At 33.1% G+C, this 12,303-nt stretch carries 12 protein-coding genes; 5 read left to right on the top strand and 7 right to left on the bottom strand.

Annotated features, from left to right (window positions below):
- Positions 1 to 11: 11 nt before the first annotated feature.
- Positions 12 to 932, top strand: a complete 921-nt coding sequence (locus tag N7277_RS04690) for an MBL fold metallo-hydrolase (protein WP_274780557.1) — start codon at positions 12 to 14, stop codon at positions 930 to 932.
- Between the two features lie 28 nt (positions 933 to 960).
- On the opposite strand, the gene N7277_RS04685 is transcribed toward N7277_RS04690, so the two are convergent.
- Both N7277_RS04685 and N7277_RS04680 read right to left on the bottom strand, forming a co-directional pair.
- On the bottom strand, positions 961 to 1,740 hold the full coding sequence (locus tag N7277_RS04685; protein ID WP_274780556.1) for a hypothetical protein: 780 nt from the start codon (positions 1,738 to 1,740) through the stop codon (positions 961 to 963).
- A gap of 78 nt (positions 1,741 to 1,818) precedes the next feature.
- Complete coding sequence (locus N7277_RS04680; protein ID WP_274780555.1) at positions 1,819 to 5,181, bottom strand: methylmalonyl-CoA mutase family protein; 3,363 nt, start codon at positions 5,179 to 5,181, stop codon at positions 1,819 to 1,821.
- An 80-nt stretch (positions 5,182 to 5,261) separates the two neighbouring features.
- Between N7277_RS04680 and N7277_RS04675 the strand changes: the two genes are divergently transcribed.
- From N7277_RS04675 to rpsB, 4 genes are all read left to right on the top strand, one after another.
- Positions 5,262 to 5,594 carry a hypothetical protein gene (locus N7277_RS04675; RefSeq protein WP_274780554.1) on the top strand — a complete coding sequence of 111 codons (333 nt, stop codon included), beginning with the start codon at positions 5,262 to 5,264 and terminating at the stop codon, positions 5,592 to 5,594.
- 123 nt (positions 5,595 to 5,717) lie between these two features.
- Positions 5,718 to 6,173 carry a 50S ribosomal protein L13 gene (gene rplM / locus N7277_RS04670; RefSeq protein ID WP_069800991.1) on the top strand — a complete coding sequence of 152 codons (456 nt, stop codon included), beginning with the start codon at positions 5,718 to 5,720 and terminating at the stop codon, positions 6,171 to 6,173.
- Positions 6,174 to 6,175: 2 nt separating this feature from the next.
- The gene (gene rpsI, locus N7277_RS04665) at positions 6,176 to 6,562 is read left to right on the top strand and encodes a 30S ribosomal protein S9 (RefSeq protein ID WP_069800989.1); all 387 of its coding nucleotides are present in this window, start codon (positions 6,176 to 6,178) and stop codon (positions 6,560 to 6,562) included.
- A 129-nt stretch (positions 6,563 to 6,691) separates the two neighbouring features.
- Positions 6,692 to 7,450 carry a 30S ribosomal protein S2 gene (gene rpsB / locus N7277_RS04660; protein WP_069800987.1) on the top strand — a complete coding sequence of 253 codons (759 nt, stop codon included), beginning with the start codon at positions 6,692 to 6,694 and terminating at the stop codon, positions 7,448 to 7,450.
- Positions 7,451 to 7,521: 71 nt separating this feature from the next.
- Here the strand turns inward: rpsB and N7277_RS04655 are convergent, their stop codons facing one another.
- The 5 genes from N7277_RS04655 to N7277_RS04635 form a co-directional block, all read right to left on the bottom strand.
- The gene (locus N7277_RS04655; RefSeq protein ID WP_274780553.1) at positions 7,522 to 8,049 is read right to left on the bottom strand and encodes a DUF6759 domain-containing protein; all 528 of its coding nucleotides are present in this window, start codon (positions 8,047 to 8,049) and stop codon (positions 7,522 to 7,524) included.
- Between the two features lie 21 nt (positions 8,050 to 8,070).
- Positions 8,071 to 8,745 (bottom strand): tRNA (guanosine(46)-N7)-methyltransferase TrmB, encoded by a 675-nt coding sequence (gene trmB, locus N7277_RS04650; protein ID WP_274780552.1) that lies wholly within the window; start codon positions 8,743 to 8,745, stop codon positions 8,071 to 8,073.
- A gap of 123 nt (positions 8,746 to 8,868) precedes the next feature.
- Positions 8,869 to 9,585, bottom strand: a complete 717-nt coding sequence (locus N7277_RS04645) for a hypothetical protein (protein WP_274780551.1) — start codon at positions 9,583 to 9,585, stop codon at positions 8,869 to 8,871.
- A gap of 272 nt (positions 9,586 to 9,857) precedes the next feature.
- Entirely contained in the window at positions 9,858 to 11,462 is a 1,605-nt protein-coding gene (locus tag N7277_RS04640) for a hypothetical protein (protein ID WP_274780550.1), read from the bottom strand.
- Between the two features lie 37 nt (positions 11,463 to 11,499).
- Complete coding sequence (locus N7277_RS04635; RefSeq protein WP_274780549.1) at positions 11,500 to 12,288, bottom strand: SDR family oxidoreductase; 789 nt, start codon at positions 12,286 to 12,288, stop codon at positions 11,500 to 11,502.
- Between the last annotated feature and the right edge of the window lie 15 nt (positions 12,289 to 12,303).

Here is a 12,303-nt window from a genome sequence, read left to right as displayed (position 1 = left end):
AAAATAATATCATGAATCGCAAAGAATTTCTTACCACTTCTCTTGGCGCAACTTTAGGTGTTGCTATTTTGCCTCAGTTATGGGCTTGTACTTCTCAAAGAGCAATTTTCGAGGTTTTAAAATCTTCAGCAGGTGATATTTCTAAAATCAGAGGAAATGTGAGCAGTTTTACCAATCGTGGCGGAACCGTAGGTTTACTGGAAACCAAAGATTCATTTGTAGTCATCGATTCTCAATTTCCAGATTATATTCAAACCCTAATAGATTCCGTTTCTCAAGTCAAAGGAAAACCTATTGAGTTTCTTTGCAACACGCATCATCACGCAGATCATACAGGCGGAAATTTCGCTTTTAAAAATTTGACTCAAAAAATTGTAGCACAAAAGAATGTTCCAGAATTGCAGAAAAATGCAGCAGAACTCGCTAAAAATTTAGATAAGCAGGTATATGCTAATATTTTATTTGACGACCAATATCTTATCAAATCTGGTGGAGAAAGAGTAACCGCTTATCATTTCGGAGCGGGACATACTTTTGGTGACGCGATGTATCATTTCGAAAAAGACAATGTGGTGCACATGGGAGATTTAATGTTTATCAACATGATTCCTGTTTATCGTGTAAAAGATGGTTCTAATTTTAGAAGTTGGATTTCCGTTTTAGAAAAAGCCATTTCCTCTTTTGATAAAGACACTTTGTTTATTTTTGGGCATGCTCCTGATAAAAATCTCACGAAAGGAAACCTAGAAAATCTTACCGAAATGAGAAATTTCTTAGAAGCCAGCGCAGATTTTATTAAAAAATCTCTTGCCGAAGGAAAAACCACAGAACAGCTTACTGAAAATCTAGTGATTCCAAAATTTGAACACCGAAAAGCTATGAACAAAGATTTCACCAAAACATTTGTAGAAGGAATTGCTAGTCAGTTATAACAAAAAACTCCAGAAATTCTGGAGTTTTTTATTTTGAGTAAAGCAAATATACTGTTCCAACGTATGCATTTTTGGTAATAATATCAGTCATTACTTCTTCGTCTAAATAAATGTATTCAAAATTTGGATTTTCTTTTTTAATTTTTTCAAATTTATTTCTAGAAATTCTTTTACCATCAAAATAATAAAAATCTGGAGGAGTTGGTGTTACAATTACTACTGCTCCTATTTCAAGCATTCCATCATCAGCATGTAGTGTTTTGTTAGAAAACAAATCATTTTTAGAAAGCAAATGAATAGAACTTCCCTTAATTACTTTTCCATATTTAATTTGATTATAGGAAATTTTTAAAATATTCTTTTGTTGAATTATAGATTCTGGAACTTCGATTTGAAAATTATTATCAGTATCAATTGTTCCATTGTATAATTTTGATTTTGTTATCAATTTTATTGATTGAGGTTCTCTAAAACCAATTTTTACAGAATCAATTTTTCCTTTAATTAAAATCTTTTTATCTAAAATATTCTCAATAGAATTATTCTGAATAACTTTTTGATTAGAACAAGAAACTGTGGTTAATGAAACAGCAATTAAAATGCTTGATGCAATATTTACTTTCGATTTATTAATTCTTCCGCAGAGTTTTGGATTTTCTTTAAGAATTCCCCCAATTTCTTCTGTAGGTTTATCAGTTAAATCCCAAACTTTTTTTGAGCAAACATTACAGAATTTACCTTCTGGAATATCTATCATGCTTTCCCAATTCTCTGAACAAGGATTCTCTATTTTAAAAGATTTTTTCATTTTATTAGTTTATTCCAAATATAACAAAAAACTCCAGAAATCCTGGAGTTTTTAAATTTTTGGAAGCCGAACTTCGGTCTACATATTTCTTCGGTATTTACCGCCCACTTCGAAAAGTGCGTTGGTAATTTGTCCGAGTGAACAATATTTTACTGCTTCCATCATCATTTCGAATAAGTTTTTCTGATTGATGGCAGCCATTTGAAGTTTCTGCAACCATTCATGAGTTTTATCTTCATTTGATTTCTGGAAGTTCTCTAAATTCTGAATCTGCAACTGCTTTTCTTCTTCAGTAGAACGAATTACTTCTCCTGGTAAAACTGTAGGTGAACCGTCTTTTCCTAGGAAAGTATTCACTCCAATAATTGGATATTCTCCTGTATGTTTTAGCCATTCGTAATGCATCGATTCTTCCTGAATTTTTGAACGCTGATACATGGTTTCCATTGCTCCTAGAACTCCTCCACGTTCTGTAATTCTATCAAATTCTGCATACACCGCTTCTTCTACCAAATCCGTTAATTCTTCAATAATAAAAGACCCCTGCAACGGATTTTCATTTTTCGCTAATCCAAGTTCTTTGTTGATAATCAACTGAATCGCCATTGCTCTACGTACTGATTCTTCAGTTGGCGTAGTAATCGCTTCATCATAAGCATTGGTATGCAACGAGTTACAATTATCATAAATTGCGTACAACGCTTGAAGCGTAGTTCTGATATCGTTAAAATCAATTTCTTGTGCGTGAAGTGAACGACCAGAAGTTTGAATGTGGTACTTCAACATTTGGCTTCTTTCATCAGCTCCATATTTCAGTTTCATTGCTTTTGCCCAAATTCTTCTCGCCACTCTACCGATTACAGCATATTCTGGGTCGATTCCATTAGAGAAGAAGAAAGATAAATTCGGTGCAAAATCATTGATATCCATTCCTCTGCTCAAATAATATTCCACATAAGTGAAACCGTTTGCCAAAGTAAATGCCAACTGAGAAATCGGGTTCGCACCAGCTTCAGCAATATGGTAACCAGAGATAGAAACCGAATAGAAGTTTCTCACTTTATTTTGAATGAAATATTCCTGAACATCTCCCATTAATCTCAAGGCAAATTCTGTAGAGAAAATACAAGTATTCTGTGCTTGATCTTCCTTTAAAATATCCGCCTGAACAGTTCCACGAACCGTAGCAATAGTTTGTGCTTTTATTTTTTGATAGGTTTCTGCATCTACAATTTCATCACCTGTTAAACCTAAAAGTTTTAAACCCAATCCATTATTAGATTCTGGCAGATTGCCATTATAAACTGGTCTTTTTAAGCCTTTATCATCAAATTTTGCTTTAAGTTTTTCATCAACTTTAGACCAAAGATTGTTTTCTTCGATGTATTTTTCTACGTTTTGATCGATTGCCGCATTCATGAAAAACGCCAAAATCATTGGAGCAGGGCCATTAATCGTCATCGAAACTGAAGTCAATGCATTGATTAAATCAAAACCTGAATATAATTTTTTAGCATCATCTAAAGTCGCGATAGAAACTCCCGCATTACCGATTTTTCCGTAAATATCTGGTGGGAAAGCAGGATCTTGACCATATAAAGTCACAGAATCAAAAGCAGTTGAAAGTCTTTTCGCAGGCATTTCCGCAGAAACATAGTGAAATCTTCTGTTGGTACGTTCTGGACCGCCTTCACCTGCAAACATTCTGGTAGGGTCTTCACCTGTTCTTTTGAAAGGATAAATTCCCGCAGTGTAAGGAAATGCTCCCGGAACGTTTTCTTGACCTTTCCAACGAATTAAATCGCCCCAATCTTGGAATTTTGGCAAAGCAATTTTTGGAATTTTAAGATGAGAAAGTGATTCATATTTCGTTTCTACCTTAATTTCTTTTCCACGAACCAAATAAGAGAAGCTATCTTGTTGCATTTCTTCTTTGAAATGATGCCAACCTTGAAGGAACAATCTGTTTTCTTCCGAAAGTTCTTTTTTGGTTTTTAGGAAAACTTTTTCAAGTTTATCTGTAGTATGTTCATCATCTGTAATCAGCGCTTTAGCACCATCAATGAGATACATTTTTTTAGCGATTAATGCTTGTTCCTCAACTTCTTTGTCGTAATTTTTATTATTGTCTACAATTTCAGAAAGGTAACGAACTCTTTTTGGTGGAATAATAGTAGATTCTTCCGAAACGTTTTGTTCTTCGTACGATTTTAAATCTAATGAAGTGAATTTAGCATTCACTTTTTCAATCAATGCATTGTACAGAGCGGTAGTTCCCCAATCGTTAAACTGACTTGCCTTCGTAGAAAAAACTGGCATTTCTTCTAATGGTTTTTCCCACAATTGGTGGTTACGCTGAAACTGTTTTCTCACTGCTTGAATAGCATCTAAAGCTCCTCTTTTGTCAGATTTATTCAATGCTATTAAATCTGCATAATCTAACATGTCAATTTTCTCTAACTGCGTAGAAGCACCATATTCTGGAGTCATTACATACATAGAAACGTCTGCAATTTCAGTAATTTCTGAACCAGACTGACCAATTCCCGAAGTTTCTAAAATGATAATATCTGGACTAGAAATTTTTAAAACATCTAATGCAGAATGAATGTAAGGCGAAACCGAAACATTGTTCTCACGAGTAGCCATAGAACGCATGTAAACTCTAGAATCATTAATAGAATTCATTCTGATTCTATCGCCGAGAAGTGCGCCTCCCGTTTTCTTTTTAGAAGGGTCTACGGAAATAATCGCAATTTTTTTATCCGCGTTAGCTCTTAAAAATCTACGCACCAATTCATCTGTTAATGAAGATTTACCTGCACCACCAGTTCCTGTAATTCCAATGATGGGAATATTGAAATGTTTTGCTTTTTCTTTTAATGCTGAAACCAATTCTGGTTTCTCATCTGAGAAGTTTTCTACTGCAGAAATCAATTGAGCGATAGATTTGGCATCTTCAAATTTGATATTTTCAATGTCAGAAACGGTAATATTTTCGCCAGTTGCAAAATCAGATTTCTGAACCAAATCATCAATCATCCCTTGCAATCCCATTTCTCTACCATCATCTGGAGAATAAATTCTGTCTATTCCGTACTGCATTAAATCTTTGATTTCTTCAGGAAGAATTACTCCACCACCTCCACCAAAAATTTTGATTTGAGGAGAATTTTTCTCACGAAGTAAATCATAGATGTATTTAAAATATTCATTGTGACCGCCTTGATAGGACGTAAGTGCAATAGCGTTTGCATCTTCTTGAATAGCACAGTTTACTACTTCTTCTGCAGATTTATCATGGCCAAGGTGAATGACTTCGCATCCTGTTCCTTGAATCACTCTTCGCATAATGTTAATGGCAGCGTCATGTCCGTCAAAAAGAGAGGATGCTGTAACTACTCTTACCTTGTTTTTAGGTTGATATTTTTGGGTTTCCATAAATAACTTTTCGATAGGCCTCAAAGATAGAAAAATCCCGAGAATTGAAAAATTAAGTATTTTTGTAAAAATTTTAAAACATGAAGAGAGCTTTATTATACACCATAGCAGGAACTTTAATCAGTTTTTTAATCAATCATTTCTTATTAGAAAGTGGTGGATTATGGCTTGAACTTTTTTACAGTTTTGCTTTCGGATTAGCTTGGGGAATGGCTTATTACTTAGATAATCCTGTTATTTCTCTGCCAAAAAAATTAGGAATTTCTTTTGGTGCTATGATTTTTTTAGTTCTGGTAGGCGCTTTACTTTTTGACCTAGAAAAAGCGTTGCCGTCTGTTTTTAAATTTTCTATTGTTTTTGTGGGGTATTATTTATTGGCTAGTTTCAGAAACACCAAGTCATTAAGAGATTGAAAATTAAATTTTTAAGGGGAAAATTATGTTTAAATCCTGATAAAATTTTTCAATTCCAAAAAAAATTCATACCTTTGCACACCTTTTTAGGGGAAAATTATGTTTAATCGTAAACGATAATAAGTGAATACATTAAGTTACAAAACCGTATCAGCTAACAAAGCTACCGCTAAGAAAGAATGGGTTGTGGTAGATGCAGCTGGGCAACCGTTAGGAAGATTAGCTTCTAAAGTTGCAAAGATTTTGAGAGGTAAGCACAAAACGAATTACACTCCACACGTAGACTGTGGTGATAACGTAATCGTTTTGAATGCAGAACAAGTTGCTTTATCTGGCAACAAGTGGGCAGACAAAGAATACATTTGGCATACTGGATATCCAGGTGGTCAAAAATCGTTAACTGCTGAAGAAGTGCACAAAAAAGACAATTGTAAATTGGTAGAAAAATCTGTAAAAGGAATGTTACCAAAAAACAAATTAGGAAGTGTTATCTACAAGAATTTGTATGTATACGCTGGGTCTGAGCATAAGCACGAAGCACAGCAACCAAAAGTTATTAACCTTAACGAAATTAAATAATTATGTCTATAGTTCACAAGATTGGAAGAAGAAAAACTTCTGTAGCTAGAGTTTACGTGAAACCAGGTACTGGTAACATCACTGTAAATGGTAAAGATGCAAAAACTTACTTCTGTACTGACATGTTAGTATATAAAGTAAACCAACCGTTCTTATTAACTGAAACTGTAGGTCAGTACGATGTTACTGTAAACGTTTTCGGTGGTGGAATTACAGGTCAAGCTGAAGCAATTAGACTAGGGATTTCTAGAGCACTATGTGCAATTAATGAAGAAAACAGATTAGCGCTTAAGCCAGCTGGTCTTCTTACTAGAGACGCTAGAATGGTAGAAAGAAAAAAACCAGGTCAGAAAAAAGCAAGAAAGAGATTCCAATTCTCAAAACGTTAATCTTTTTTCTCGGTTTATTTACAAATTATTACAAAAATTGCCCGTTATGTTTAGCACCCAAACTTTACTCCCATCCAACGTAAAGTTGATTGCTTAAAAGCGGAACGTAAACTAACAAAAATTAAAAAAATGGCAAAAGCACAAGTTAAAGACTTATTAGAAGCAGGCGTACACTTTGGTCACATGACTAGAAAGTGGAATCCTAATATGGCTCCATACATTTTCATGGAGAAAAACGGTATTCACATTATCGATTTGCATAAAACTGCAGTGAAATTAGATGAAGCTTGCAACGCTTTAGAAAAAATTACTTCTGCAGGTAAAAAAGTTCTTTTCGTGGCTACTAAAAAACAAGCTAAAGAAGTAGTAGCAAAACACGCATCAGAACTTAACATGCCTTACATCACTGAAAGATGGCCAGGTGGAATGTTAACTAACTTCGTTACTATCAGAAAAGCGGTTAAGAAAATGAACGCTATCGATAAAATGAAGAAAGATGGTACATTCGAAACTTTATCTAAAAAAGAAAGATTACAAGTAGACAGACAAAGAGCTAACTTGGAGAAGAACTTAGGTTCTATCGCTGACATGGTTAGACTTCCTTCTGCTGTATTCGTAGTAGATATTATGAGAGAACACATCGCTGTAACTGAAGCTAAAAAATTAGGTATTCCTGTATTTGGTATCGTAGATACTAACTCAGACCCTAGAAAAGTAGACTTCGTAATTCCAGGAAACGATGATGCTTCTAAATCTATTGACATGATTCTTTCTGTAGTATCAGAATCTATCAAAGAAGGTCAATCTCAAAGAAAAGCTGATAAAGAAAAATCTAAAGAAGGTGAAAAAGTAACTGCTGATGCAGATAAAGACTTTGACGCTGAATAATTTTTCGAAGATCATACCAACAAAAAACTCTCAAGAAATTCTTGAGAGTTTTTTTTATTGATATTGTTTTTTTAATTTTCCATTCTTTTAATAGCTACTAAAAGATTTTTGCTGAGATCCTTCTGAGTATCATATTGTAATTCACAAACTTTACCCGTTAATTGATATACTCCTTTTTCTACCATCACTGCATTCTGGCCATTTGCAGGAATAGGAATGTTATAGCTTGTTTTTCCCACCACTTTTAGTACCATATTACAATCTGATACATTTTTCACCAATAAAAGGCTTAATGTGTCTTTCTGGTCACTCCCAAGCATTTCATTTAAAACTTGAGCTGTAAGGAGTTTTTTGTTTTTTTCGTTTTCAGATTTCATCAACTCTTCGAAAGCAGCATTTTCATCCTTATCAGTCTTAGGCTTTGTGACTTCTTTTTTTAATTCACTAGACTCTTGATTAGTATTATAATTACCAAGCATAGATACAGCCTCTACAGTAGACACTTGACTTCTTGCTGTAAGCTGAACATTTTCGGTTTTTTCTTGAGCCGAAAAATGTACGACACAAAGTGCCGTAAATAAAACAAACGCTCTTTTCATTCTTTTCTTTTTTATTTCGATTTATAACCTAAACTTAATATAAGTAATCGTTTTGCCTTTAGCAGAAAACAATTCCTCATAATAAGTCTTTATTTCTCTTAAATAAAGAGTATCTGGTTCATATTCTGGCGCTCCATAAATATCATGATGAGCGGTTAGAATTTCATGGCCATACCCTTGTAAAATTCCTAAAGTATAACCATGCAGAAACTCAGAATCTGTTTTTAAATGAATTATAGCAGAAGGTTTCAGAATTTTTTTATAACGATTTAAAAAATCTGGATGAGTCAATCTATGCTTTCCTCTTCTGTATTTAATCTGAGGATCTGGAAAAGTAATCCAGATTTCATCTACTTCATTTTCATCAAAAAAACAATCTATTAATTCTATTTGAGTACGTAAAAAAGCAGCATTATTTAGACCTTTTTCTAAAGCTTCTTTAGCTCCAAACCAAAATCTCGCTCCCTTAATATCTACTCCGATAAAGTTTTTTTCTGGGAAGGCTTTTGCCATTCCTACACTATATTCTCCTTTTCCGCAACCCAATTCCAAAACTATTGGATTATCATTTTTAAAAACCTTTTCTCTCCATTTACCTTTCAGTTCAAAATTACCTAAGGCTTCTTCTCTACTTGGTTGTATTACATTTGGAAGTTTTCTATTTTCTTCAAATCTTGCTAACTTATTCTTCCCCACAAATATTTCGATTTATGGGACAAAGATATAACTATTTTTAAATAGAAATACAAAACAATTGTTAAAAAGCGATAAAAATCATAAATATAAACGGATTCTATTAATAATTTTAACTAACAACTATTAGTTAGTTAAAATTTCTTGTAAATGAGAATTACGAAGTCTTTTCTGATAAATAGGCAGATATTTTTCGATGGAAACCTTTACTGCTTCATAATTAGCAACATCTATATAGATTTTCAAATTATCAGAAGTATAAACAAATTGTAAGAAATTATCTACCAAATGAAGAGGCACTTTTAATCTGGTAAAATAATCATCGCCCAGATAAGCTTTAATGTTTTTAATGCCTATCTGCATTCTTTCGTATTCTTGAAGTCTTTGTTTTTTCTTTGCTTCACCAGAAATTACATCATAAAGACTTTCTAAACTAATGCTAAATCCACCGTTTACTAAACTTGCAATCGGAGTAACAGGAGGGGTTCCGTCACCTTTTGGAGCTGGCAAGCCAACTATTTTAGCCACTTCTAGAGAAGATTTCTTAGAATCCAAAGCACGAACATCCTTTCTAAGGTTTCCTGTAGGCTTAAATCTACTCAAAATAACTTCTTGAATATCTCTGTAAGCAACCTCAAGTTCTATTAAATTTCGAGGATTTTCGAGTAACTGAGGAGTAATTTTAATATCTTTTCGTTCAGAAACAATTGAGGTAAACCTTATTACATCACCTACTTTCGCTGGAATCTTAAAATCACCAGTGTATGAAGTAAGGTAAGTTCTCTGCTCATTTAAATTGGTTACGTATATCTGGTTGAGATAGAAAGATGATTTATCTCGCATAAAAAGAGTTCCAGAAAAAGTCTGAGCGCTTATTGATGTAAAAAACAGCAAACAGCTAAGTAGTAAAATTCGCTTCATAAATATGGAGCAAAAATACTTTGTTTTTAGGATTAAATAAAACAGTTAAAACTAGTATTATAGTTAAACTTCTATTAAACTTTTTTTTCAACTGTTAATAATTGTTAGAAGAACTCAAGGATTCTAAAAAATTTTAACATTCTGGAAATTTCGCCTTATTTTACAGCAGTTTAGAGAAAACTTTTGGGGTTAATTTAAAACTTACTAATTATTCCCCAATGAATTTTGGTATCTTGAAATTTAAATGGATTATTAAACTCTTGCCCGTTTGAAATCTGAAAAGTCATCAAGCCAATTGGTAATAAAAAATTAAAACCAAGCCCGAAACTATAGAGTTTAGATGTGGTTTTCAGTGTAGAATTCCTCACATTAGCTAACTGCCCAAAAACATCAAAAAACGCTTGATTATTAACTAAATAACGATATTCTAACCCACCAAAAGCATAAAAATCTGTAAAAAGTGATTGTTCATTGAAACCACGCAACGAATTATAACCACCAATTCTGAAAAGTTCATTCGTAGTGATCTCTCCATCTGAATCTAGCATTGCAGATTCAGCTTTCACATTGAAATAATGATTCCCTTTAAGATGAAAATTGCGCTCTGCAAAAACAAAATAGCGGGTTTGTTGAAAAGTTTTTTCTAAATTTTGGTAAAAAGAACTGAGTAAATCCGCCTCACCAATAATTTTGGTTTTGTAAACAAAAAGAGCTTCTTCTGAGGTTTCTGTAAACTCATAAAAAGCACCAATCCCTTTTTTGCTAAAGTCTTGTCCCGAAGTATAAGTATCATCTAAAACAGACGAAATTTCAAAATTTCCTCTTGCGCCAACTTTCTGTTTTGGTGAAAGATGAAAATACAATGCCGGACGAAATTTAACATTTGCAAAAGTAGAATCTTGACGGTAAATATTCATATTGAGATTCGTACCGATGTTAGAACCGAAAAGGTAAGGAATATCAGTTTGGAAGTCGAAGTTTTGTCCGCTCTGTTGATTTCTTTGCCAATACAGAGAGATAATTTCAAAACTATTAAAAACATTCTTCAGATTAAGATTAATACTTCCTGTGAAACTAAATTTATTTTTATCATTATTCCCGAATCCGAGAATTCCATCAAAATTATTGGCTTTTTTCTTTTGAAAAGTAAGATAAATTTGTGTAGAATCTTTGGTAAAAAGGGTTTGCGGAGTTTTTTCTAGAACCAAAAAAGGATGGTTTTCTAACCTTGAATTTATTTTAAGAAGATTACTATCATCATACGTTTTTCCTACAAATTCTTTTTCTAAATTTTTCACAAAGCGTTTCGGAACCTTGGTAAAACCTTGTAAAACAAAACCATTGATTAATCTTTTATCACCTTTGAAAACAGAAATTTCAACTTTCGGAACATCGTTTTCAAAGCCTAAAAATTGTGTTTTCACTCGGTTAAAAGCAAAACCTTCATTAATGTATCTTTGGTTGATATTTTGTTTGAGAGAATCTAAATTTTTGGTGAAAATTTCTGATTTGGTCTTTAAAAACTTAGTAGTCTCTGGTGAAAATTGCACTTTCGCTTCATTGAAATTCTTGCCTTTATCAAAATTTATTTTCGTGATTTTGTCTACTTTTTCAACATTTAAAATCTTGGTAAAGTAATAGTTATTTTCGGCTAAAGAATCTAGAAATAGAGCTGCGGAGAGAGAATCTTTTTTAATGAATTCTTTTTTGGTTTGAACATCAATTAAGATGAATTGTTTCTGTTGCGCATTATAAAAAACGCAAAACAGAACAAAAAATATTTTTAAGAATAACTTCAATAATTTTCAACTTTCAATTCACAATTTTCAACTGAAATCAATCCATTTTATTATATTTCTTCATCAGATTTTCATAGGTTTTCTGAGGAAGAATCCATTTAAGAGGAACACCAATTTTCTGCCCGAACTTCCCGAAATAATAATGCGCTTTCCAAGATTTTTTTTCTAATAATTTTTCAATAAATAGTGCTACTTCCAAAGGTTCTGTTCCTTCATCTACGTGTGCATTCATCAAAGAATACACCTTATCAAAAACATTTTTATACGGTTCTGAAACTTGAGTTTTCACTCTATTCTCAGCGATTTTGGTTTTGATATCACCCAAATGCAAACTGCAAACCTCTACATTCCATTGATAGACTTCGTAACGCATAGCTTCTACCACTTTATCTAGCGCAGATTTAGACGCCGAATAAAATCCACGAAACGGAAGTCCCATTTCTGAACCAATACTCGATACATTGATGATTTTACCGAATTTTTGTTCACGCATTTTGGGCATTACCGCAGTCATCATTTGTACCGCCCCAACTAAATTCAGATTGAGTAACTTCAAAATGTCTTCTTTGGTAGAATCTTCTACAGCGCCTACCATTCCCATTCCTGCATTATTGATGAGCACATCTATTCTACTTTCCGTTTTCAAAATTTCTGAAATCGCAGCTTGAACTTGTGCATTATCTGTAATATCCGTTGGAATTGTGGTAAAATATTGACTCTCCACATTTTTTCGACTTAAACCAAAAACTTTATACCCTTTTTTGCCAAAATATTCAGCGAGTGCAAAGCCAATTCCCGTTGAAGTTCCAGTGATTATTATTGTCATCGACTATTATTTTAT

It is taken from the genome of Cloacibacterium sp. TD35 (assembly GCF_028864635.1).
GTDB lineage: Bacteria > Bacteroidota > Bacteroidia > Flavobacteriales > Weeksellaceae > Cloacibacterium.
This window is presented reverse-complemented; position numbering and strand designations above follow the sequence as displayed.

Excerpts from the sequence above, each read along its gene's own strand:
- N7277_RS04690 (WP_274780557.1), top strand. The coding sequence starts at position 12 with ATGAATCGCAAAGAATTTCTTACCACTTCTCTTGGCGCAACTTTAGGT.
- N7277_RS04685 (WP_274780556.1), bottom strand. The coding sequence starts at position 1,740 with ATGAAAAAATCTTTTAAAATAGAGAATCCTTGTTCAGAGAATTGGGAA.
- N7277_RS04680 (WP_274780555.1), bottom strand. The coding sequence starts at position 5,181 with ATGGAAACCCAAAAATATCAACCTAAAAACAAGGTAAGAGTAGTTACA.
- N7277_RS04675 (WP_274780554.1), top strand. The coding sequence starts at position 5,262 with ATGAAGAGAGCTTTATTATACACCATAGCAGGAACTTTAATCAGTTTT.
- rpsI (WP_069800989.1), top strand. The coding sequence starts at position 6,176 with ATGTCTATAGTTCACAAGATTGGAAGAAGAAAAACTTCTGTAGCTAGA.
- rpsB (WP_069800987.1), top strand. The coding sequence starts at position 6,692 with ATGGCAAAAGCACAAGTTAAAGACTTATTAGAAGCAGGCGTACACTTT.
- N7277_RS04655 (WP_274780553.1), bottom strand. The coding sequence starts at position 8,049 with ATGAAAAGAGCGTTTGTTTTATTTACGGCACTTTGTGTCGTACATTTT.
- N7277_RS04645 (WP_274780551.1), bottom strand. The coding sequence starts at position 9,585 with ATGCGAGATAAATCATCTTTCTATCTCAACCAGATATACGTAACCAAT.
- N7277_RS04635 (WP_274780549.1), bottom strand. The coding sequence starts at position 12,288 with ATGACAATAATAATCACTGGAACTTCAACGGGAATTGGCTTTGCACTC.